17 protein-coding genes and 4 pseudogenes are annotated in these 24,654 nt (G+C 36.1%); 10 read left to right on the forward strand and 11 right to left on the reverse strand.

Annotated features, from left to right (window positions below):
* Positions 1-8: 8 nt before the first annotated feature.
* Positions 9-269 carry a hypothetical protein gene (locus tag J2S17_RS14970; protein WP_251162689.1) on the forward strand — a complete coding sequence of 87 codons (261 nt, stop codon included), beginning with the start codon at positions 9-11 and terminating at the stop codon, positions 267-269.
* A gap of 575 nt (positions 270-844) precedes the next feature.
* Here J2S17_RS14970 and J2S17_RS14975 read toward each other — a convergent pair.
* Together J2S17_RS14975 and J2S17_RS14980 are read right to left on the reverse strand one after the other, a co-directional pair.
* Positions 845-1,551, reverse strand: a pseudogene (locus J2S17_RS14975) (Tn3 family transposase); the annotation flags it as partial.
* A gap of 294 nt (positions 1,552-1,845) precedes the next feature.
* Positions 1,846-2,745: an AraC family transcriptional regulator gene (locus J2S17_RS14980; protein ID WP_307476179.1), complete on the reverse strand. Its 900-nt coding sequence runs from the start codon at positions 2,743-2,745 to the stop codon at positions 1,846-1,848.
* Between the two features lie 217 nt (positions 2,746-2,962).
* On the opposite strand from J2S17_RS14980, the gene J2S17_RS14985 reads away from it, so the two are divergent.
* Positions 2,963-3,718, forward strand: coding sequence for an SDR family NAD(P)-dependent oxidoreductase (locus J2S17_RS14985; protein ID WP_307476181.1), 756 nt, complete (start codon positions 2,963-2,965; stop codon positions 3,716-3,718).
* A gap of 657 nt (positions 3,719-4,375) precedes the next feature.
* Here J2S17_RS14985 and J2S17_RS14990 read toward each other — a convergent pair.
* Both J2S17_RS14990 and J2S17_RS14995 read right to left on the reverse strand, forming a co-directional pair.
* A complete protein-coding gene (locus J2S17_RS14990) occupies positions 4,376-4,651 on the reverse strand; it encodes a hypothetical protein (RefSeq protein WP_307476182.1) in 276 nt (91 codons plus the stop codon).
* A gap of 260 nt (positions 4,652-4,911) precedes the next feature.
* Positions 4,912-5,079: pseudogene (locus J2S17_RS14995) on the reverse strand (cupin domain-containing protein); the annotation flags it as partial.
* Between the two features lie 387 nt (positions 5,080-5,466).
* Between J2S17_RS14995 and J2S17_RS15000 the strand changes: the two are divergent.
* The 3 genes from J2S17_RS15000 to tnpC all read left to right on the forward strand — a co-directional run bounded on the left by J2S17_RS15000 (position 5,467) and on the right by tnpC (position 7,651).
* Positions 5,467-5,661: a hypothetical protein gene (locus tag J2S17_RS15000; protein WP_307476185.1), complete on the forward strand. Its 195-nt coding sequence runs from the start codon at positions 5,467-5,469 to the stop codon at positions 5,659-5,661.
* Entirely contained in the window at positions 5,658-6,011 is a 354-nt protein-coding gene (gene tnpB, locus J2S17_RS15005) for an IS66 family insertion sequence element accessory protein TnpB (RefSeq protein ID WP_307476187.1), read from the forward strand. The genes J2S17_RS15000 and tnpB overlap by 4 nt, the downstream gene beginning before the upstream one ends.
* Positions 6,012-6,133: 122 nt before the next feature.
* The gene (tnpC, locus tag J2S17_RS15010; RefSeq protein ID WP_442342043.1) at positions 6,134-7,651 is read left to right on the forward strand and encodes an IS66 family transposase; all 1,518 of its coding nucleotides are present in this window, start codon (positions 6,134-6,136) and stop codon (positions 7,649-7,651) included.
* 120 nt (positions 7,652-7,771) lie between these two features.
* Here the strand turns inward: tnpC and J2S17_RS15015 are convergent, their stop codons facing one another.
* The 4 genes and pseudogenes from J2S17_RS15015 to J2S17_RS15030 form a co-directional block, all read right to left on the reverse strand.
* Entirely contained in the window at positions 7,772-8,848 is a 1,077-nt protein-coding gene (locus tag J2S17_RS15015) for a Ger(x)C family spore germination protein (protein WP_307476191.1), read from the reverse strand.
* On the reverse strand, positions 8,835-9,890 hold the full coding sequence (locus J2S17_RS15020) for a GerAB/ArcD/ProY family transporter (RefSeq protein ID WP_307476322.1): 1,056 nt from the start codon (positions 9,888-9,890) through the stop codon (positions 8,835-8,837). The genes J2S17_RS15015 and J2S17_RS15020 overlap by 14 nt, the downstream gene beginning before the upstream one ends.
* 20 nt (positions 9,891-9,910) lie before the next feature.
* A complete protein-coding gene (locus J2S17_RS15025; RefSeq protein WP_163187434.1) occupies positions 9,911-11,236 on the reverse strand; it encodes a spore germination protein in 1,326 nt (441 codons plus the stop codon).
* Positions 11,237-12,058: 822 nt separating this feature from the next.
* Positions 12,059-13,321 (reverse strand): annotated as a pseudogene (locus tag J2S17_RS15030) (IS110 family RNA-guided transposase).
* A gap of 352 nt (positions 13,322-13,673) precedes the next feature.
* Here J2S17_RS15030 and J2S17_RS15035 point away from each other — a divergent pair.
* Positions 13,674-13,766 (forward strand): annotated as a pseudogene (locus J2S17_RS15035) (recombinase family protein); the annotation flags it as partial.
* 492 nt (positions 13,767-14,258) lie between these two features.
* Here J2S17_RS15035 and J2S17_RS15040 read toward each other — a convergent pair.
* The 3 genes from J2S17_RS15040 to J2S17_RS15050 all read right to left on the reverse strand — a co-directional run bounded on the left by J2S17_RS15040 (position 14,259) and on the right by J2S17_RS15050 (position 17,477).
* On the reverse strand, positions 14,259-15,179 hold the full coding sequence (locus J2S17_RS15040; RefSeq protein WP_307476193.1) for a hypothetical protein: 921 nt from the start codon (positions 15,177-15,179) through the stop codon (positions 14,259-14,261).
* 431 nt (positions 15,180-15,610) lie between these two features.
* A complete protein-coding gene (locus J2S17_RS15045; RefSeq protein ID WP_307476195.1) occupies positions 15,611-17,056 on the reverse strand; it encodes an FtsZ/tubulin family protein in 1,446 nt (481 codons plus the stop codon).
* A gap of 1 nt (position 17,057) precedes the next feature.
* Positions 17,058-17,477, reverse strand: a complete 420-nt coding sequence (locus J2S17_RS15050; protein ID WP_307476196.1) for a hypothetical protein — start codon at positions 17,475-17,477, stop codon at positions 17,058-17,060.
* Positions 17,478-18,545: 1,068 nt separating this feature from the next.
* Here J2S17_RS15050 and J2S17_RS15055 point away from each other — a divergent pair.
* The 4 genes from J2S17_RS15055 (at position 18,546) to J2S17_RS15070 (ending at position 24,481) form a co-directional block, all read left to right on the forward strand.
* Positions 18,546-19,832, forward strand: coding sequence for a replication-relaxation family protein (locus J2S17_RS15055; RefSeq protein ID WP_307476198.1), 1,287 nt, complete (start codon positions 18,546-18,548; stop codon positions 19,830-19,832).
* Positions 19,825-22,434, forward strand: coding sequence for a type IV secretory system conjugative DNA transfer family protein (locus J2S17_RS15060; protein ID WP_307476200.1), 2,610 nt, complete (start codon positions 19,825-19,827; stop codon positions 22,432-22,434). The genes J2S17_RS15055 and J2S17_RS15060 overlap by 8 nt, the downstream gene beginning before the upstream one ends.
* Positions 22,435-22,616: 182 nt before the next feature.
* Entirely contained in the window at positions 22,617-23,507 is an 891-nt protein-coding gene (locus J2S17_RS15065; protein WP_307476201.1) for a 30S ribosomal protein S1, read from the forward strand.
* Positions 23,507-24,481, forward strand: coding sequence for a helix-turn-helix domain-containing protein (locus J2S17_RS15070; RefSeq protein WP_307476203.1), 975 nt, complete (start codon positions 23,507-23,509; stop codon positions 24,479-24,481). Before J2S17_RS15065 ends, J2S17_RS15070 begins: the two co-directional genes overlap by 1 nt.
* Positions 24,482-24,654 lie beyond the last annotated feature (173 nt).

Raw genomic sequence — 24,654 nt, forward strand, 5'->3', positions numbered from 1 at the left:
GTGAAAAAATGGAGACACAAATTTCATCAACCTTCTACTATATAAAAACTAAAGACGAAATCGGGGATACTATAAGAACAGCTGTTTTTAAGCTTAAAAATGGATTATTTCACGCGTATTCTTCTTATGATCAAAAAGATGATAAAAAAATTATTGGTTTTGGTGAGAGTGAAAATGATAAAACAGCTATAAATTTATCAAAACAAGACCTAAGAAAAGAATGGGAAGCAAAAAAAGGCATAAATTTTTTGGATCATACCCTTTATTAAAATTTTTAATAAAGGGTATTTTAGTCAGTCTTCTATACTATTCCATAATCAGGCGCTTATCTACAGTATGTTTTTCTACCGTATCTAACGTATGTAATGATACAAAAACGACCAGATTTCTATCTATGTGGAAACATTATATACTGATATTTCTTATAGTATTCAACGTATCCAAAGGTATGGGGAAATAGACTTGGGTAACTGGAGAAAGAAACAACCTTGAAGTTTAGTGTGGAAGTGTACTTCTTCCAGATTAAACTTCAAGGACAGTAAGCGTTAGCGCGGTAGGTGTGATAGATAGGCTCGTTGCCTGATGGAAAACATACTAAGCCTAAAGTATCAATTGTACCCACTGGGGGCTCAAGTCACGTCCTTAATACGTGTATCTATGACTACATGTAATCAACGATAAAAGGTGCATTCTTTCAACTTTTATGAGCTGATACTGTAGATAACTACCCAATCGTTGAATAATTAAATCCCAATTTCTCATTTAAATCACTGAGAGATTGGGATTTTTAATACTGGAATATCCTTAACGTTGTAAATCCGCGTTTTGCTGGCGGTACCCCTTTTATGAGTTGAAGGCGTTTTAATAAAGAATTTCTTCGTTCTTCAAGATAATGGTCTACAGACAAATTAACCGCAAGCCTTGTTGCGCCCGTTGTAGAGACACTATCCCATTCTTTTTTAGAAACTAGATAATCCTCAAAATCTTTGTGTTGTCGACTCCGACAATGGAAATATCCCCTGACCTTACATGGTTACGCAGCTCCGTTAATGCTGCCATTTCATAGTAATGCCTATTAATGGTCCCATCTTCTTCGTATACATGCTTTTGCCACCGATTAGATACAAAATCCAAAGGAGCACCTTCTGGTACTTTGCGTTTATTAGATTCATTCATTTCACGAATGGTATCTAATGCTTTCATTAATGGCCGTGTAGATTTGGTCGAACGGAATTCAAGTGCCTTTAATAGAGTCGGTGTATATTTCCGAAGATAGAAAAAGCGATTCTCTAAGAGGTCTAAATAATCATAATTCATCGGTCTAGATAAATCCTTAGCTTCTTCAATGGAAGTAATAAACTTTTCCCATGGCATGATGGTTTCTAAGGTTGTAAAAGGATCCAACCCTTTTTCGCGTGCTTTTATAAGAGCTTCACCTAAGCGAGCATAATGGATGACCTTCTCATTCACTGATTTCCCATTTTTCTTTTGCAACTCATCTTGAGCTCTACGCCCTTTCGCTTGAAGAGTCATGATTTGTCTGTCGTGAACCATTCCAGTTAAGGCTAAGAATGGCCTTTGTCAATGAAAGAGCACCTTGGTATGATGGGTTTGTCCAAGGGTTAATCACCCAACACCATCAAGGAGGCGCTCTTATCATGAAGTTTAAACAATCAGAAGCACAAAAATCAACGAATTACAACCTCGCATCTCATTGTAGGCATCGACATGGCAAAAGAAACCCATGTGGCACAGGTTACAAATTATCGTGGAACCGTGCTAACGAATCGGCATCTATCGTTCAGTAACTCCATTGAGGGCTTTTAATGCCTCCAAAAAGAGGGGTTACCATATTGGCGACGCCTTTGTGCTTTCGATTCGTCTTAGTTTCTCAGTATCCCGGGCTGGAGATGAACCAAAGAATCGAGAGTACTCTCGATTAAACTGTGAGGGACTCTGATAGCCAACTTGATATGCGGCACTGGCTACTGCATAGCCCTCAAATGCAATGAGGTTTCTAGCCTCCAAAAGCCTTAATTGCTTTTGAAATTGAATAGGACTTAAACCCGTTGCACGTTTAAACTGACGGTGAAAGGTGTTTATAGCCATACCAGATTTTGATGACATCTCACCGATGTCTATTGGCCTCATAAAATTATCGCGAATCCATTTTACAATTTGAGAAATCTTAGAGAAATTACTTTCCCGCAGACCAAGTTGCCTCAGGTACCATCCTTGTGGTCCCATCAGAACGCGATAAAGGATTTCGCGTTCATAAGCCGGTGCAAGAGCTGGAATATCTCTTGATGTATTCCTTAATCGTAATAAGCGCAGCCATGCCTCCATAAATTCAATGTCTATTTCACAAGCTGCGAAATGCTCAGAAGCAGTTGGTATTAGATTTTCAGGAAGATCTCTTAATAAACTCTGAAGAACATTCTGATTCAACTCAAGACCAAGGGACATGTAAGGACGGCCATCACGGTCTGGATGTACACTCGCCGTTGCGGGAACATGTACCGGTAACACGTAATACGAAGGCCCTCCCAGGGTAGTGCTACGCTCCCCGATTGAAAGAATCTTTGTTCCTTGAACCGTAAAACCAATCATCGGCTCGTAGAGCGCTGCGAGTTGATGTGCGGGAATGTCTCCCTTAATCATGCTTAGCCCCGGTACTCCGGTTTCAATTGGTCGAGTGCCTGCACTTTTCATTAGATCAATAATTTCATCTAAAACTTTATTCATACACTTATTTTATCACATGACTTTTTATTCCTCAACACAACTCTGAAATGGATCGGCATTTTTAGGATCTTCTTATAATAAAAAAAGGGAATAATCCGAGTTTCTCGAAATCATACATGGTGGTTTTAGGCAATTAAAAGGCATTATTAAATCTATATTATTTCAGCAGAAACGACTAAAATAAAATATAGATCGAACACAAGAAGGAGAGGATCTTATGAAAATTGCAATCGTAACAGGTGGAAGCAATGGCATTGGGAAAGCGACGGCTCTTGAGTTTGGCAAGCGCGGAATTAGCGTCATTCTCACATACAATTCCTATAAGGACCGGGCAGAAGCTGTCGTCAAGGAAATTGAGAAGAATAAAGGAGTTCGGGCTGTAGCACTGAAGTTGGACCTGACTCAAATATCAACATTCGAAGGTTTCGTTCTAGAAGTAAAAAAGAGCCTCCAAGAAATTTGGGACAGAACGACTTTTGATTACTTAGTTAATAATGGCGGTGTTGGTGGGCCAATGATGTTCACTGAGATGAGCGAAGAGTACTTCGACAAAATGCTTAATACGAACTTTAAAGGACCGGTTTTTTTAACACAACACCTCGTCCAATTCATGGATGATGCTGGAGCCATCGTAAATACCACGAGTTCATCCAAGAACCAATCATTCCCAGGATACTCCACCTACGGCTCGTTAAAAGCAGCATTCTCAACTTGGACTCGCTATATCGCCAAAGAACTTGCACCTCGCAAAATTCGGGTCAACGCAGTTTCTCCCGGTCCTACGCACAGCAATTTTGGCGATGGAGCATTCGATAAACATCCTGAATTCATCCAGCCGTTGGCTGAGCAATCTGTATTTGGCAGAATCGGCCAACCCGAAGATTCTGCGAAGGTCATTGTGAACTTATTGTCCGATGATTTCAGCTGGGTTACAGCCCAAGACATTGAAGTGTCTGGCGGACATTTGCTTTAAGAGTGTGAGGACGACATGAGAGTCGGAATCTTGAAGAAACGACGGATGCTAAACATTGATAGACACCTAACCAGCTCTCACACATTTTTAAAAATCGGGAAGAAAGAAGATTATATTTCAATCTAAAATGACCAAAGAAAAAGACGTGAGAGCTTTGTAAGCCTTCCGGCCGCAATGGCTCAAGTGTTGCAAGGACGCATGCGCGGACGCTCTGTCGTGGCAATGTCCTGATCCGAGTGAACGAAGCTACATTTCGATGAACGAGGAACGTTACCTCAATAAAACAGCGACTGCCAAGATGATGTTCTCGTCCTCGATATCCTACCTATATCGGGTCGGTCCCAACACGTCAGTTGAGGAATCGGTTGGCACAATGGTGGGATGGGTTCAAAAGGGTAACGGTCGGTTCCTCGGCCTGACCGAAGCAACACCGGATGATCCGACGGGCTGCTTCTACTGCTATCTACAACCTTTATTTTTGGCGTCACAGTAGCGTTTCAACAAACCTTTACATTATAATACGAAAGGCCACCTTCCCTTTAACTCTTGAAGGTGGCCTTTCATGCCGATTTATTGCTGATCCCCATGTTTTTAAATTTACCTCGTAAAAAACAGAATACCGGGTTAAATAAAGAGTGGTTTTCCGCCGTGACTTTTTTACGCGTTACTTCCGATTTCCATCTTGGATTGGAAAATAGCAATCAAAATCCCGATCACGGCCAGTACGATGAAAACAATTCCAATCGAGAAAATGGCTACGAATCCAGAAAATAAAAGTACCGCAGCAGACGTAAGGTGGCTTGGAACATATTGTACACGTACTGAAAAAATCCCGATGATTACACCAATAGCGATCAGCACCCAATATGCGGGTGCAGGGATTGCCGTAATCGTAATCGTTTTTTCGTCTTGCAGAAACAGATTAAGGAACACGACGAGAGAGAGAGAAGGAACAACCCGTTAAATGCAAGAAGTATTTGCGGGATGGGGCCTTTTCTCTCCTTTTTAGTTTGAATGGAAATAAAGGAGGAGAGCAAAACAAGAATACAGGACGCCATCGTGAACAGCCACATCATGAACCCTTCCTTTTGTTGCAATGTTAAGTATAGCATAAGATAAACCTGTCCCTGGTTTTAATTAAAGCCTGACATGTGACGATGGACATCACCATGCCGTGTATGAACGGAAGATGGTTATTCTGTAGACATGGCAACTGCTTTTGTTTCATGAACCGTACCATATGGATGCTCAGGCGGTGCATAGATCACGTAAACTTTAAGTGGTATATTTCCCGTATTGGTTACATTGTGCCATTTTCCAGCAGGTATCATAATGGCATAGTCATCATAGGGGTACTGCCGACAAAACGCAGATATTATACGCTAAGACATTTTTTGGATATAAAAACCCTGATTTTTCTACGCTAAGCAGAAGGATCAGGGTTTAATATTTTTCTTCGTATTCTTTTGGTTTCGTAGTTTCCAAATAATGTCATGTTGAACTAACGCACCCGTTTGTTTAAGTACATTGTTTCACATAATTCACAAAGAAAGCCGGTTTTCTTATCGAAAAACAGCTTTTTATTATCTATTTATTTTTTCAATTGTTATATTCAAGATAACTGCTGAGATAACATAAATTTGATTCATAAAATCCAATCCAGTGTAAGCCCGTAATCAAATAACGCATATAAACACATTGGCATCTCCGATACCATAGACATATCAATTCAAGGAGGTGCCAATTTTATGCCAACCACAAAATTAACGATTGTCCCTGTGACATTAGATCCTATTATTAACAACCTCTCATCTGTAACATCACAACCACAAGCCCATGTTCCAAGCTGCATAATTAAATCAACTGATGTTGAAATTTCCTTCTTCAATGGTGTAGATGAGCACATTATCCAAGTCATCATGAGGGAGTTGAGCAGTCGATGAAACATAATTTTACAAGTGTAAAAAACATATATATCATCTGTGGCAAAACGGATATGCGGAAAGGAATTGATGGTCTAGCAACCCTCATTCAAGATTCATTTGAATTGGATCCGTATAGTGATTCCATCTTTCTGTTTTCAGGATGGAGCAAGGATCGTTATAAATGCCTGTACTTTGATGGCGATGGCTTCGCCATGCTTTATAAACGATTAGATAACGGCAAGCTGCAATGGCCGAAAAATGAAAATGAGGTACGTAACCTTTCGCAACAGGAGCTTCGTTGGCTATTAGAAGGGTTATCAATTCAACAGCCAAAGGCGATTTCAAAATCTGCAAAAGGTGTCTTTTAAATTAATTCATCTAAATGATATAATCATCCATAACTTATATTGAACGAAATGTGGTGAATGATTTGGATAACGCTTCAACAACAGAAAAAGTGATTCGATTACTTGAAGAACAATTAGCCTATATGAAAAAACAAAATGAAGAGCTTTCGATTAAGCTGGATCAATCGTTATCCCAAAATCAGGTGCTAGCTGAACAAATTCGCCAATTAACAAAGGCTTTATACGGTTCTAAATCAGAAAAATCTAAGTATCAAGCGCCCGATGGACAAGGTTCATTATTTGAAGATGATCCGTCTTTTAGCGATTCTGAGCACACAGAAGAACAAAGCACGCCAACTGTTACTTATACAGTTGTTCGGAAACTACATAAGAAAAAACGGAATGATGCTTTTTTAGATGGGATTGAAGTGGAAGAAGTCCACCATCATCCTGACAATACGCAGTGTGACTGTTGCCATGGTGAGATGATTGAAATTGGTACAACAATTGCACGTGAAGAAGCGAAATTCGTTCCAGCTACAATGAAGCGTGTTCAGCATATCGAACATGCTTATGAGTGTAGGCATTGTAAAAAGGATACCTCACAAAAAGCACAAATCAAAAGAGGGAAAGCACCGCAAGCTGTCATTCAGCGAAGCATTGCAGGACCGACTGTTTTAGCAAAGCTTATCTACGATAAGTTTATTCAATATTTACCCCTTTACCGTCAGGTAAAAGAATGGGAAAGATATGGTTTACTTACTAATGATAAGAATTTATCGAATTGGGTCATTCGTGTAGCTAAAGATTGGCTTCTACCGGTTTATGAACAGATGAAAAAGATATTAATAGCAAAATCTGTTCTCCATGTGGACGAAACCTATGCACAAATTATTAAACGATCAGACGGGAAATGCGGTCAATCAAACGCCTATAATTGGGTATTCCGAAGTGTTCCAAGCCAAGGGCCAATCATTATTCTTTTCCAGAGCGCTTTATCTAGAAGTCGTACCGTACTGGAAGAGTTTACGGCTGGCTTTAAAGGAACTCTCATTTGTGATGGTTATTCTGCATACGGTAATCTACCTAATGTCATCTTCGCTAACTGTTGGGCGCACGTTCGACGTTATTGGCTGAAAGCCGATAGTAAAAACGGGCAAATTGGCGTTAATTATTGTGATCAACTCTATCACTTAGAACGCCAATTTAAGCAGCTTTCACCAAGTGAACGCCGAAAAGCAAGGCAAAAATATTCCAAGCCAATTGTAGAGAAATTCTTGAAATGGGTAGATGAATCACCTTTCTTCGGGAAAAGCGCACTCGCAAAAGCAGCGGAATACACTTTAAATCGTGTACATGGGTTAAAGGCGTTTCTGTTTGATGGTCGGATTGAAATTGATAATAATCCAGCTGAAAATGCGATTCGTCCAAATGTAATTGGTCGCAAAAACTGGCTCTTCTCTGTTAGTGAAGCTGGTGCTAAAGCAAATGCCATCTGTTTAAGTTTGGCAGAAACGGCAAAAGTGAACGGTATCGATTTCTATCAGTACCTCGTGAAGCTGATGACCGAGTTGCCGAATTTGCCAATTAATCAACAGCCAGAACTTTTAAATGATTACATGCCTTGGTCGAAAAATATCCAAGCCAATTGTGCAAAATAGCCAGCTATCCGAAAAAAATTTCAGATAGCTGGCCATTCGTCGTGCGTACCGAAAAGGTGCGCTATTTTTTATATTTCGGGCTTACAATCCAGTTACAAAAATGGATATAGATATAATTCTTTAAGTTGTTTTCAGATAACCTTCATTTTGAATGTCTATTTTAACATTAATATTAATCTTCATGTTTTTAAAGTAATCTGACCTCCAGTTTTTTAATTCATCACGAGGGATTTGATTTCTAAAAAACTGACCCATTCCGAATACATCAGCCTCATTCTCTTGAAGTTTTGTAAATAATTTATTATACCTCTCAGAGATTAGAGTATTAATTTCCTCTTTAATTAAATTCAAACTGGGTTCTCCTTTTGTTTCCAATATCACAACTCTCACTTTTATTAGACTTTCCATATGTGCATCATTATTCACTAGTCTTCCTATATTGTCAGTTTTAGAACCCAGTAGCATGACTGTAGCATGTTCCATTACTTCCATTTTTCCATTACCACTCTCCCCTTTAAAAACATTGTACAGCAGGGTTTCGTTTGAACTGATTTGCTCGACCATTTTTCCTCTTTTTAATATGGCAGAACCGATTTGATCCATAGTCGTATCTTTTCCCGAACGAATCAAAGGTATAGCCACATCATGTGTATAAGAATGTATGCCTCGGAAGACCTCCCAAACTCTTGTAAGGGCAATGTCAGGATTCCAGCCTGCATTTTTTTCGAAATAGTTATAAGTGCTGAGCCCTTTTTTTTCGGCATTAATTTTAATGTTATTGAAAAATTCTTGAAGATCCTCATCACATATTGCAACTAAAGCTTTTGGGGAAACGTCTCTTGAACGCATAAATCCTGCAATTATATCGTTTATTCCATCCTCAGCAGTTTCTTTCTCAATAAAGATTAGCTTTACATGCAATAAATACACATCGCTCTCCATATTTCTACTAATTGTATCCACTGCTTTTGAGACCGTTTCAGCTTTAGCAGATACAATTTTCGTTTCCATACTACCATCTATAGGCTCTGGTATATTCAGGATCACCAAATATTGGTCGTCAACTTTCTTAACACCTATCGACACTGGTAGTAGACGATGATTTATATCCTTAATATCCCAACAACCGCTCAATATCAAAACCATAGTTAAAAGACTACAAATTAAATAAATGACTTTTTTATTAGATAGTTTCATTTGTATCCTTCCTCTTTAATCTTCTTCCAATATAGTAAATAGAAAGAGGTACAACAATTATAACGTATGACCTTAAAAAAGAATTCATAAAAAGGATATTTTCAACATCCTTCCAGTCTGGAATCCAAAAGCAAACGAAAAAGATTGCTACAGACAAACCGAACAATAGGTAGCTAGGTCTACTTTTAGGAATGTAATAGTTGATTATTCGAATTGCTTTCCACATTAAGAGAGAGAGATACAAAATAATAAAAGCAATAAGGCTTAAAAGAAAAAACATTGTAACTCGATCAAACATTAACCAATCAATATTTATAGAATCCACAATAAGTACAAAAGGAAGAAATGCTTTTGATGCAGTCGCTTGTCCCAAAGTAAGAATTGGAATGTATACTGAAAAGAGAAAGAAAGGAATAAGAAATATCGCAGACAAAATAACATATTTTCTTTCATAAGAGAAAAATGGTTGTACAAATCCAAGAAAGAGAAACCCACCGGCGAATGCAAAATAACTCTCGAAGTAAGCAGGCTTACTAATGAATCCTAAGTCTGTGTCAAAAGGTATGGCATATCTCCAATCAACATTCTGAAATGACATGATTAAGACAAACAATAATATTGGAAAAAATAATATAAATAATAAAAATGCAGTTCGTAAAATGGCTTCGATACCTTTAGATGAAATGTATGCAGAAACAGACAACAATAATAGTATAATTGTCCATAATGGGGTATGGGATAAAAATACCAAGGTTACGATTTCTGCGTATGCTCTGACCGTTATAATAATGGCCATGATTAGATAAAGTAAAACGGGAGCAAAAAATAAAAAAGTTACCCTTTTTTTGCTTTTCGAAAATATACTTAAAATATCCTTTTTTGGAAAAAAGCTGAGACCTTTCATATAAGTCAACAAACATACAAAATGTACAATAATCCCTATTAGAATTGGGAACCAATGGCCTTGTTCTGTACTAGCAATAATATCAGCTGGAAACATAAAAAAAATTAGTCCCAGATGACAAAGCACATACATTATCATAACATGTAGACTTCTTACCACTATTGTTCCTTCCTTCCTATATTTAAATAGAGATAGGACTTGCCAAAGGTAGTTAAACTTGCCAAATAAGAACTAATAAAAACTAGACCTACTACTAATCCTAAAACTCCAAATAGTGAAGAAAGAATTACATTAATATATTTAAATGATCTGATTGAAAGCGAGCTTTGAGCCCCCACAAGGGTTGAGTTAGCAATTGTTGTTGCTGCAAGAATGATGATTAAGAGATTGCTGACTAATTTAGCTTCTACAACTGCTTGTCCTAATATAATTCCTCCAACCATTGTAATTGTGGGACCTACTGATTTTGGAAGCCTTATGCTTGCTTCTAATATCAGTTCTAGAACAACCAACATGATTATAACTTCAACAAGTGCTGGATAAGGAACCCCTTCTCGACTTTGAGCTACAGAAAGTGCAAGCTCTATCTGTAACGCTTCCGGATTTACAGCAACAAGAGCAACATACATTCCTGGACTTATTAGAGCAATTAATGCACCAATTACTCGGAGGCAACTGATAGTTATCATAATGGGAAATGGAAAATTACGATCACTCTCAACAATAAACATATCCCAAAGGAGATTAGGCAGTATTAAAGCAAAAGGTAATTGATCAACTAATATAACAACTCTTCCCTTTTTAAGAAATTGTGATGCATGAAAAGGAAGTTCTGTCGTATTAAATTTTGAAACTGTATCCCAAGATGAAAACCCCAGCATTTTTGACATGCTTTGTAAGTTACTGATATCCATACTCTTATTCTTTTCAATAAGACTATTTATATTTTCAACAAGTTCTTTATCCACTAGACCATTAATAAATAGTAAAGAAATTTTTGTCTTCTGATTTTTCCCTGTTGTGAAGGAATGAACAAGAAGTTTATTTGAAGTAAGTTGTTTACGAAGGAGTCCAATATTTGTGTCAATATCTTCTGTGAAGGAGTTTGAAGGTCCTTGAATTACACTTTCATTTGATGGAACTTCAATTGAACGATTTAACCCCTTAGGAACAGGTTCGTAAATAATAAACTTTTTTGTATGTTCTATATATATAATAAGTTTACCTTCAAGGACTGATGTAATAGCCTTTTTTGTATCGTCTTCAAAAAGTTCACCCATTAAAATAAATATAGATTCTGATGTTTTCCCTTGAGAAATTAAACCCTCTGACTGTTTTTGAAGAATTGTTTTTGTTTTTGTCATATCTACTAAAGTAGATAGTCCTAGTAACAAAACTTCCTTTTTTAAAAGGTAATCACGTTTTATAAAAAAGTCATCATTACCCCCTAACGCTTTTTTAATATCTAAAACTATTTGTTCCATAACATTTTTCCTTTCATTTCCTATATGTTTAATTTGCACTTAATTTTATATAATTATTCAGGGGGAAAATTGATACTGGAACAATTTATATAACTTCTAAATGTTTAAGAAAATAAAAGGAAGTGAATGAACGCAAATTGGGAATACGAACTATTGTCCTTAGAAGAAAAAATTAAGATACAGAAATCTGGAAAAGTTGAAGTGTAGAAGTTTAGGATGAAGAGGAATACAATATTATTGTTTATAAACAGTTTGAAATAATTTTTATAATAAAAGTACATACCAGCTAAGTTACGGAATTTTTGAATAGCCACACAAATATCCCCATTTCAGGTGGGAACGAGGAATTTGTGTGAACAATCTTGATGATTGGGATTTGTTTTTATTAATAGCGCTATTCAACTAAACTCCCTCTATAAAAGAAGGGAAAACGCCGGATTACTCTTGTTTTCTTAGATTTTCATAGTTATTTACCTGTCGGTAAATGTCCTTATAGCTGGAGGATTCTCACTTGAAAGGATATATTTGGACTCTGAGAGAAAAAAGAGCTATAACCCATCAACCACCTTCTTACAACCATTGGTGGATGAGTAAAAATATGATTGCACTGGTGGATCTCCACATTTCTCATGGAGGTCAACCCTCCCATATCTCACAGAGTCTTCGCTCCAAAATTCCTTCGTCCAACCTTTCCATGAGGTGGATGTCAGTCATGCTGCCCGACAGGGTCCTTGCCCGAATTTTAGTTGTTTTACTGACTAATCCGTGCTTCAAATGTTTAAAACAATTAACCTACTAAATAATTTCAATCAAGAAAAGAAATTAAGCTGCTACCTGTAATACGTCCATATGAGGAATGTCCGATAACATGCGTTCTTCACTAAATTCGCACTGCTTTTTACCGATGGTAAATAAAATACGTATGAGCTTATTACATATTGCAATTCAATTAGAGATTGCATCTTCTTCAAAGGATTATTTGGACGCTTTGTAAAATACTCATGTAATGCTTTAAAAGCGGTATTTTTAGCGACCAAAGGCATTGCAACTCGAAAGAGGAGAGCTCTTAATGTCTTCCTACCTCTCTTGGTAATTTAGGTTTGTCCTTTATGCTTACCAGATGTATTTTCCTTAAGACTAAGCCCAGCTAGTTTGATAATCTGCCTTGGGTGGGAATAGTAACTTAGGTCTCCTACCTCTGAAAAAAAGCCTGCAACCGTGTCTTTCCCTATTCCCTTAATAGCCAACATTTGTTCAACACCTGGAATTTGTTCAAGAAGTTTATCTATGTTAGATTCCAGTTCTTCGAACTTTTCTTTTATTAGTTCATATTTGTCTATTAACGTGCGAAGGTCTAACTTAGCCATATCAGAACCTTCCCTAATACCAATTGAAGCAACTGCAATCTTCTTTAGTTCTTTTATTTTACTGAGTCCCACTGCACGTTTAACAGCTTTTCGAAGATGTACTAGTATCTCCTGTTCGGAGAGAGCTACTAACTCATGTGGCAATAAATTTAGTTTTAATAATTGTATAGCAGATTTACCTTCCCAATCCTTAAAAGACGGTAAGAAACTCTGGAAAATAGCGGTCTATCCAATTATGGACTTGCCCTTGAACTGCTTGAAGATCAACAGATAGAAGATCACGTATTTTTCTAGCCACACGAAGTTCTGCATATCTCCCGTCTTTGACCAACTGTGCGATAACTCTTGCATCCTTTACATCATTTTTAGTTGGAGAATTATCATCTAACTCTTTACTTTTCTTTACATGCAAAGGATTTACAACTACAAACTTGATATTTTTCGCCTTAAGGAAGTGAGCTAAATTCAGCCAATAGTGACCTGTCGGCTCCATTCCTACGATCACTTTTTCCATATTGTTTTGATTCATTAACTTTTTTATCCACTCTAAGAAACAGTTAAAACTAGAATCTGTATTTTCAAAGTATAAAGGTGCTGAAAATTCTAAACCTCTAAAGTCTTGGGCTCTTGCCACATGCTTGTATTTAGCAATATCAACACCTATAATTAATGTTTGAGAAGTAATTTGAGCAATCTTTTCATTTTGGTTATAATTCATTTGAATAGCCTCCTGGTATATGTGTTTGTTGTCCTTTTTGCCGCCAAGCTTTGGACATTCATATCATACCAAGGGGCTTTTTTATGTTCAAACCTCATATTTCTTCATTACAGGAATGCTGCCCGTTAGTGTAAGTACACCTTTTCACAATCTCCTATATCCATTTCCTCTATATAAAAAAATACCAAAAACGACCGTTTATGGTACCGATAAATATTTTAAAAAAAACAACCTGTTTCTATTAATTTATAGAACCAAAACTCATTCCCAAAATCAAAGTAACATTTTTAATATCTAATACCGTTTTTGGTGCTAATATAGGGTTATAAACTACTTTTGCAGGTGATGAATGATGATATTTGGTTATGCACGTGTAAGTACGGAGGAACAAAACTTAGATATGCAAGTTGATGCCCTTACAAGATTTGGAGCAGAAAAAATTTACTTATAGGGGTCCTACCGCAGTACCCCTATAAGTAAATTTTCAATAGCCCTTTTACGCTATTTTTTTTGCGTTTATAAAAGTATATATTTACAAACTCTTTAAACATTTCTATTAGGGGTACAGACACATGCCCACCAAGTTAATATATTTTATGTCCCCCAAAATGAAAAAACTAAGATGTTTCTAAGAAAAGAAACTTAGAATTTTCATTTTGGGGGTATTCATTCTTCTTAGCTTGATGGCTATGTGGTGGTACCCCTCAATAGATTAAACCCTATTGATACAGGGATTGATAGCTTACCGTTGTAAATCCGCGTAATCCTGAAGATACCCCATACTGGGCGCACAAAAAAAAACACTCATTAATTGAGTGTTTTTAGAAAAACTTTACTGCAATATATACGATTGTATTTAATGCAGCAAGTATAATCAAACCCATACCTGTTTTAGTGACATGTCTATAAGTCAGCATATCAATTCTCCCCCAATATATTAATCAGATGAATAATCACTGTCTATCACATTCATATTCGTTGGACTGTCTAATTTGGATTGATAGTTGTTAACTTGAACTATTTTCTTATTGATGTCTTCAATCGATTCCAATAAAGATATCTTCTTATCTTGAAGCTCGCCCTTTTCATTTACCAATCTATCTAATCGACTCTCAAAAGCCCTAATCTTTGATTCTACCTCAGATACTTGAACTGGATCTGGTTCAGTTGAAGAACTACCTCCAAAAAGTTTGGAAAAAAAGGATTTGTTGGGTTGTGTGGGTTGGGTTAAAGACTGTGAAAGGTTCTTGTATATTCCCAGGTTCATTTCAATATCCTCAATTCTGCCAACTAGTCCTCCCATTTTTTGTTCCCATAAATGTAAATCCGATTCAGCTAGTTTTTTTTGAACTTCAAGCATGTTTTTAGTAGCAAAGGCCCTAATACGATGATCGATAATTTCTTTAGTTAGGGACTGTAAATCTTCATCACTTTTATTTTTCGTTTTCTTAGTTACTTTAGATTTTTGATTATTATCCGTATATTCAGGTCTTGTACCTATAATACTAGCAATATCTAATGGCATCATTCCATTGTCTGCTAGCAAAAGGATCATTTTAAACTGAAAAAGAGACTTATAAGTATAACGATAATAACCTCTTTCTCCTTTTCTAAAGATGTCTATGTAATCTGTAAAATCATTTCTATTTAAATAGTTCAATAATGTTTGTTCTTTTCCAGGAATATCTAAAAGTTCAGCCGCTTTTTTTGTAGCATATGTAGAATCAAATGAAACTTGTTGATATAGAGTGCAGCTAGCAAATAAGGAATCTAACAAACCTCTATTATTTACTTCCGTAAAAAGAGGATCATGTTGGAAAATCTCTTTAAAGCGCTCTATTTTAGCATTTTCATCCATGTTACTCACCTCTTTCAACCTTGTAATTACAAGGTCAATAACCTTTATCTATACTATACTGCAATTGGTAATAGTTGTACAAGCATAATGTTATTGGATGATTGACTTTGATTGACTTAAAACACGCAAAAATAAAATTGAGTGATTGAGTCTGATTAAGACAAACTAAAATTATTGTTACTAATCATTAATAGACCAATATATTTAAAATTATTGATTTTTATTGGAATTAATATAATTAATTATTATTAAATATTAATAGTAATTGGTTTGTTATTAATATTTATTCATCACTATTTTAGATTATTGGGCTATTCGATAGGTATTGGGTGATTGATTGTGATTGAGTGTAATCTTTTACTGACAGTTAGAATAATATACATAAAAAAGCTCATACCGTAATGGGGTACGAGCTTTCAATAGAAATAGTATTAAAACTTAATGTTACTTAAGTCAAGATCACTTAGATCAAATTCTTTATTTTTCTCTTTAATAGTATCGGTTTTCTCTTCTTCAATACCGAGTTCAGCTAAATCAATATCAAAAGCAATATCATCATCAATATCCTCAATCTCAATTTGTTCAATATTGGATTGTGAAAACTTTATTTCTTTTTGTTTTTGTTGGTATTCTTCAAATTCATTAACAAGACCCTTCGATAATCTTTCTGGAAGGCCACTAGTTTTATAAAGGGAATAAACACTTACTGAATGATCATTCTTTCCTTCTAAATAGCCTGAAAATATGGAACCGGTCATAGCAAATTCAGGGTTATCCACGATTTCAACTCTAGCATCATCAATGAAAGAACTGCCATATCCATCGTTTCTATCTAAAATAGCTAGTAAACCTAAATGGTGAACCTTTGCGTATTCAATATTTCCAGATTCATTTTTTTGGACTATTTCTATTGGGCTATGAAGGGAGCTGCCGTCAATAGAAGAAACTAGCATATCCTTAATCACATTTCCGTTCGATACTTCCTTCATTGGTTTACTATTTCGATTTAATACTAAGCAACCGTTACCCTCTAAGACTGCTCGTCTAAAGTCCTGTGAATCAAATGTAACTTCTGTACCGCCGCCAGTAGTAGCAGTATTCCATTCATGTAAGACAGAGCAAATTTCATTATTTGCAAAGTCTCTATAATTATCAATGTCGCCAATCCTATTTTGAGGCGTTTGCTTGAGTTTATCATAGAAAAATTGATTATCAGGGAAGGTTACAAATGATATACCTTTAGTACGGTCATTAGCCAGCTTCCAAATCCTTTGAGAAAAGTCATTTACTTGTCTCAAAACATCAGGGCCATCAGCTCTTAAAGGAAGGGTGGCAATTATTCCGATTTTTACACTTTTCTCTTCAGCTAATAGAACAGCTTGCTTATTATAATGATTCTTGTTCTTTATATATTCTTCTTTTGACACTTTTTCAATAATTTTCTTTAATATTTGTGTAATCAAAGGTTTATTGTAATGATCATAGAATTCCTCAATAGCTTTAACAATAGTAGAGGTACCAGTACCTCCACCTAAACCTGCACAAAATAGGACCAAATCATCTTCAATACGCACTTGTTTCGTAATAAAGTCTTTAAGCTTTTCTTTAGCATTCTCATTTTCTTCTAATATCTGCATAGCTTTCTGTGGATTTTTCCCTAATCCACCCAACTCTAATGATGCGGTATTATTTGCTTGAATATGTTTAAGTCCTTTTAAATCACCGTCATTGCTATTGAGCGCAAGACAGTTATATATTGATTTACCGTTCTCGTCTTTATATGATGCAAAATTATCCGCGATACGAGAGCCAGCTTGTCCAAAACCTACTACAGTCATATTGATTGCTGACTTATTTTTAATAAATGATTTTGTCATATTAATTCCTCTCCTTAAGCTGCATTCTGTTATAGACTTCTTTAATTACCTGGGCACCACGTACAGTAATGAAATAATACTTGTACGGAGTTTTTGCTTTGTAAGACAGAAGAGACATCGAGAACAGTCTGTCTACTATTCTAGAAGCTTGCTGTCTACTCATATTGGTAGGGTGTTTCTCGAAAGTAAAACCTTTACCTTTTTTAACTTTTACTCTTCTATCTACTTGGATATTCTCTACTAGGTCATTAATTGTGACTCCAGCACTTTCTCTGCTGCTCTTATATAAATTATGTATGTCTATAAAGTACTTCATTACAATGAGATTATCTGGATCATCTTGAATAATATCTGCAAATATACTGATTATATCAGGTGCTAGTAAGACATCAGCATAATCGTACTGAAACTCATCTGCCATATTACCATCCTTTCATAATTTTTCCTTAGTCGCTATTTATGTTAACTTAAATTAGTGACTATATCAATATTTAAGTGTTTTATTTTTATTAACACCATCGTAAACGCTGATGTATCAGTGTATTTATATAGTCACTATATTAAGTGTCTACAGAATATAATTATGATATTGTCACAGTCTAATAGTTGTTTATTTTGATATTTTTTTCACAACTTAGCAAAAATGGTTAATGAATAATTTGAAATCAATTACTTCTTATAAATTTAAACCTTATAGTGTCATCATTTAGTCACTACGAAAAACCCTATATATAATAAGGTATTTATAGCATATTTGTATCAACCGAAATATAACAGTGTCTATTTATAGTCACTATAAAAAAGAGAATACTATTGCTTCTATAACTTATGTGTATTGAGTTATCACATCACTCGAAAATCAATAATTCCCCATCAACGAATTGAAACTTTAAAGTTATTCATAATTATTGGCTATTATTTAGTTGATTTGATTCGAATCTATAAAACTTAATGTTCTATTGGTTGATTGAGTTTGATTGGAATAAAGGTGAATGTATTTTAATAAATGTTTTTATGATGGACAAATAGATTTTAATATATTGACAGAGATTTGATATTTATAAGTGAGTTCTGATTTAGATTGATTTGATATTTCTTTCACAAGAATACCAACGCTAGATTCATATATTTCAGAAGGTATAAACCATATGAACCTTAACTATATGTATCGGTTAATGTATTTAAACCCTTGATTTACAACGTATAATGCTTCCTTTACAACCGCCACTATAATGTAGTTTGGGAACTCCCATTCTTAGGTTTATCCAATAAATATTAATAGATCTGCAATACAGCAAATAACAATATACTATTGAGACCTATTATTATGTATTTCTAAATATTAATAGCTTATTAATATTCACTTTGCTATACTTGTTCTGAATTTAATTTGCTTGCAAACAGGTAAACCCTGTCCATTGGAGATGTACAGTTCTATTTAGAACTATATCTTTTGGACAGGGTTTTTTTTTGCAGAAAGGAAGGGGTTATGTCTCATAACAAAGACACAACAATCGTGAAACTTGGTAAACCCAAAAGAAGGGTGGAGTTATCAGTAACAGAGTTAACATTGTTTAAAGAATTGAGCAACCATAGAATTTTAAGTGCTCAAGATATTCATGAGTTCTACAATACTTTCAACAGTACAAAAAGATCAAAATCTAGTATTTCTAACCGCTTAAAAAGATTGGTTGAGACTGGCTTGTTAAATAAGGTGGTTGTCCCAGGTGACGTTAACAGCAAATTCCCCCAGTACTTCTATAAGCTCACCCTAAGAGGTATGAATGTATTAGTTGAGATTAACTATCTTACTGATGAGCAATTAGCAACTCTAAATCCAGCAATTACAAGAGCAAAGCCACCAAAGCTACATAATCATTCTGTTTCAAGAATTGTTAACCGCATAAGAATCCAAGGATATCAGCAGGGTTTTCATTTTCATCATTTCAGGGGAACAGAAGATCAACCACAACAACAAGATGACAAAGTGGTGGCAGATTGGGTCTTTAAGAGAACCAACAAGGTCATCTATCTTGAGGTTGATTCAGGATATCAAAGGCAGCCAATTATTGAGAATAAGATACTCAGATATTTAAAGGTTGCTAGAGGAATGACAGAATCATTTTCTGTAGTATTTTCAACCATTGATGGAACCATCTTGCCACACAGTAAAGAATATGATCGTTCAAAAAGGGTGGCATCACTAAAAGAAATGGTACCACCAGTGCAAGATTGGCCAGACAATTTCTCTGTATATATTGCTACAGCAGAAAGAACAACAGAATTAATGCTAAGGCTGCTGCAAGGTATCGATCCTGCACCCAGAGAATTTAGAGAAATCATTCTGAGTGAATGGTTTATTCAATGGGTTAACTTCGCAAATGATTATACAATTAAGGAATTAGATAAAGAATTCTTCTATCTAGACAGTAAAAGAATAAAGGAACTGGAAGTAGATAGTATCATACAGTTAGAACGCGGGGACCACTACAGAAACATTGGAGTCATTTTCGCAGAGGAGGGATCCGCTCATTCTTATCAGCGTATCCGCTTCAACCATACTAAAACAATTGGTGTAACAAGAAGAGGTCACCCGCTCCATGAGTTGATAATTGTATATCCTGATAAGGATGCTGCACAAAGAGATATACATGGTACTCATTGGCCGAATGCCTGGTTCACTCACATGGATGTTTGGAAAGATAGTAAAAGTGCCAATCCAAACTTCCATAGGAATCTTTCTGCTATAAGGAAGGAGGTAGAGAAGTTTGAATGAGAAGCCAGATTGGAAGATGAGATTGCCAAAAATTATGATTAGTATTTTGGTCTTGATAATGTTATATTTTACAGTTCGTAACTGGTTGAAGGTTGCATCACTCATTATGTCTCAGCATAAGAAAGATGAAATCTTTTATTTGTCCTCCATCATGGGAGAAACTTATAACATTCATTTGCTGACCATTGTAAGCTTAACAGCCATCTCAGTTATTACCTGGTTACTTAGTACAAGAGTAAAACTATTCTCTACTAAATACATGAAGCTTGGGACATTTATATTATCCATTTTCAACGTTGTTGGGAGTTTATTGTTGTATGGAATGAATACCGTCAAAAAGAATGTCATTCCATTTTTTGAAGCACGTTTAACTAATATCATAGAAACAAGTGGATTTTTTGAATCCATTGTATTTGAGCACACAGATGCTTTTTATATGATGGTCCTTTTAATTCCGCTAATATGTATGATGTTCATTATTTTATTTGTATTAACCAAATATATTCAATTTGAGAAAGAGCTAAAAGAGTCGTTCTTTGAATATGAATGGAGCGGCAAATGGCAACAGAAGTTTGCTCGCTTAGAACTTGAAGAAGTCTATCCAGATGTTGAGCTTGGTCCTAACTCAATAACAGGTGAGATGGTTATTTTACCCGGTAAAGACCGTACATTAAATACAGCAATGGTAGGTAGTATAGGAACAGGTAAGACAGCTGCCGTTGCTAAACCACTGCTTAACCAAGACTTGCACCATATGACTCGTTTTATCAATCATTATGCTGATATCTTTATGAAGAAGAATTATCAATCTGAGGAGGTTTCGGGAAGATACTTGAATGGTATCTCTGTTATCGAACCATCCAATGAATTATGTAAGGATATTCATAAGCTGGCTAAAGCACATGGTATCCCAGATGAAGCCATTACCTATATCGATCCGCTCAATCCAGACACTCCTTCACTTAACCCAATGAAGGGACCAGTAGATAAAGTAGCGGAAGTATTTGCGCAAGTAATCGCTGGGCTGAGTGATTCAAATGATGGAGGAAATTTCTTCTTCGAACAAGCACAGAGAAATCATTTCAAACATTATATTTACTTATTAAAATTGCATGATCCAGATTCAGATGTATCATTCGATATGCTGCTTGATATGTATAATAACCCTCAAGAAGTGAGAAAAATGCATCTTAAGTTGAAGGATACTATACCGAAAGATATTTCCCAAATTGATGATAGAGATATTTATAACCATTGGAAAATCGTTCAAGGAATTGATGAATGGTTCGATTTGAACTTGATACCACTTAGGAGTAGACAAGGTATTCCGGAGCGAGATGATAGGGGAGAAGTGATTTTTGAGGATGGATTAGCAAGTGATGTAAAAGGACTTCGCAACATCCTTAATGACATCGGTAACAACATATACATTCGGAGAGTCCTATTCGGAAAAAGTGACTTTGATTTCGATCGACATTTTGAATTGGGCGGCATTTTACTTGTGAATACTGCTAAAGGAGAGCTGGTTAATCTAGCACGCGTATTAGGTAAGATTGTACTCATGAACCTTCAAAACGCGACTTTCCGAAGAGAACCTAAAGTATCTCCCTATCACCATATTTTAGTGGATGAGGCCCCTGATTACCTTTATCATGCCTTTAGGGAATTTCCAGTGCAATCAAGGAAGTATAAAGTTATCCTTACAACTTTGAAACAAACTATCGCACAATTGGCAGACCAATTCGGGGAACACTATATGACAACTATCCTAGGGGGAATGAGGAACCGCTTGGTATACGGTGATGTTCCACCATATGATGCGAAATTCTTCTCTGAAATGTTTGGTGAGAAAAAAGTATATGAAGAAGGCCAAAATGAAATGTCTGTCTCTCCATTACAGGAAGATCCCATGTCTAGATCTGGCTCATCATTTGCTCGGAAGAAGGAGCAAACTATGTCAACAAGCGATATTATGTTCCAAGATGCATTCCAATGCGCCGTTAAAATAGTTGTTAACAATAAACCGATGCCAGTTGTTCAGATTAAAGCCAATTTTGTACCTGATGAAGAGTTTGAACAAGCGGTTGTCACAGTTGAAGAAGATAAGTTAAAGGTTTGGTTACAGGAAAGAGAATTCTATAACCAAAAGGAAAATGATGACAGCAAGGTTGAACAAATTAAAAGCATAGAAGCTACAGAAATCGAAAATAGACAGCTCTATGAATCTGAAAAGCAGAGTGCTATTGGCTTAGATAGTGCTAGCTTAGAAAAAGTATTATCTGTTAAGGGTGAACCTAGACCAAGGGATACAGTCAACTATAAAACTACTCCCACTCATGTGGATCAGCAAACGATGATTCCAGCTGCAGCTGTGATTGATCAATCACAATTTACTAATCAACCTAGTCCGACTAATGTAAAGGAGTCGGCCGAGAATGTAATCGTATTAGACAAAGTAAATGCTAGTTCAAAAGCACAGGCAGATCATGCAGAAGAGTATAAGCCAAGCGAGATTACTCAGGATATTGAGGACTTCGCAGACTCTCTATTGAAGGATAGCAACGACTCGCTGTTTGAAGACATTGATTATTCAGATAGGTAAAATTTTCTTGCATTCACAACATACTATTTGTACAATGTAATTACTTTAATGAAAAATTAAATATAACCATATAGGGCGCACCCCTCGCAAGCTAACTCTTGAGTTAGCTGTGAGGGGTGCTTTTTTTGGTTATCGGAGTGACAACTGTCCTCTAATTCAAATAATGAAAGGCGTGTAGAAAATTGGTTCAAAAGAAATCATGGGATGATTATGAGACATTAGAAGCGTTAGCTGAAAGTCATAGGAATCGTGAAGTTGTTGATGGAGTTATCCGTACCATTCAACATATGACAATGCCTGTAGTAAAGTCAGACGGAAGCAAAGAAGTCTTCGAAGGTGATGTACTTGTCATTCAATTACAAGGTGGTATCACAGGGTATTGTGCCGTAACTGAATTTAGGGAGAGAGAGTTTAAATCTCATACTCGATTCGTAGGGACGGTTCAAAAGTTCATCATTACTGAATTAAACCTTGACCATCAAATTGCTCTATTATCAGAGAAGCAGGCAGCCGCTCGGTTAAGAGATACTTTTTGGTCAGAACTTATCGAAATGTCTGAAGACGATAGCTTAAATGACGAAGTATTTGATGCTGTGGTATCTGGTTACAACCAGGAGAAAGGCATTATCTATGTTCGCTTGAATGGGCAAGATGCCTATATGTTTAGAAAAGATTGGTCCTGGTATGAAAGAGATGTTGTAGATGCACAAAACGGTGAGACCATTCAAGTTAAGGTGAAAAGATTTAATCCTGAAGATCAGGTATTACAGGTATCACGAAAATTGGCTCTAGCGGATCCCCATGAATACCTCTCTACTCTGAAAGTCGGTCAAATCATTGCCGGTAAAGTCAGTAACATACATGCGGTACATGGCATCTTTGTTATTGTCGAAGATAAAGTGGAATTGAAAGCTAGTAAAGTCAATCAGCTGGAAAAGCCAGACGTAGGAGATATTGTTACTTGTCGCGTCCGCTCTATTAATCTTGAGAAAAGACAAGGTAAAGTAATAATCATTGATTATCCACGAGGGAAGCGAAAAAGAAAAGACTTTGGTTCATTCCTTTTTGAATAATGTTTAATACTCAAGAAGTGCTCACCTCCGCTATACAGCTGTTCCCTAGAATGGATAAAACCATTTCATTTTGGGATCATCCTAATTTCAAAACGCACGTGGCGCTTCCCGACGATTACTTTGCCATTACACGGGTTGAACAAGGATTAGAGATGATACAACAAGGTCGGTTAAATGAAGAAAGTTTAACTGTACTTAAAGTTGTGGGTGATGCAATATGTGCAAATGAAAACCAATTACGCAGATACCTTGTTAGAAAAATGTCTTATTCCAAAGCAAGTGAGCATTTGAAGAAATTGCGGAAATATGGATTCGTTGAGCGACATAAATGCAGACTTGCTTTCATCGAAGAAGATGGGGAAGAGTTTATCAAGCCACCCGCTCCCTTTACACTAGGTATAGGTGGGTATAAGCTCCTAAACCATCTTTATCCCGGATCAAGATTCATAAAAAATGATTTTTGGCATGAGCAGCCGCTGGCTATCCAGCGTTATGTCGCTATGAATGAGCTTAGGGTAAATACTGTTGAAGCAAAGGTTTTAAGAGGATGGGAATGGAATCCATATATAGGAGGTAGCCCAAAATATCTAAAACCTTTTGGTGTAGCCCAAATAGAGAGTCCTAAGGGGGATATGCAGCTGGTACTAGACCGCCCGCAAATGGCACAGGACTTTACTGGGTATCTCAAGAACAAAATGGAGCTGTATCGCTATTTGTTCGAAAGAGATCAGGGGATCAGAATAGATGGATTCTCGAAACCGGAGTATCAATTTGTCTGTTTATATGTCTCTTCGCTCAGCATGGCCAAGTTCATTCATGAGGAAATTAGGCTTCACACTTATCCGTTTACTGTTTGGATTTTGATAGATGAGTATATTGATAAGGACGAGGGAATGCACAAATCATTCTTTCGGGCCGATGAGCCGGAGTTAAAAAGAATGAAAATGTCATTTTTTGAAAAAGCTCAAAGTTGACTTAATATTCTTGTTCCAGTACATTGACAAAGTTTTTATCTAATGGTAATTTTAATGCAACATCCTTTCTCAAGGGCTTTTGATTTTTCGGAAGTTTTTGAGGAAGCCCAAAGAGAGTTGTCGGAAAACAACTTTCTTTGGTCCTAATACATATAAAGCACAATGGGAATACC

Source organism: Cytobacillus purgationiresistens, from assembly GCF_030813235.1.
Classification (GTDB): Bacteria; Bacillota; Bacilli; order Bacillales; family Cytobacillaceae; genus Cytobacillus; species Cytobacillus purgationiresistens.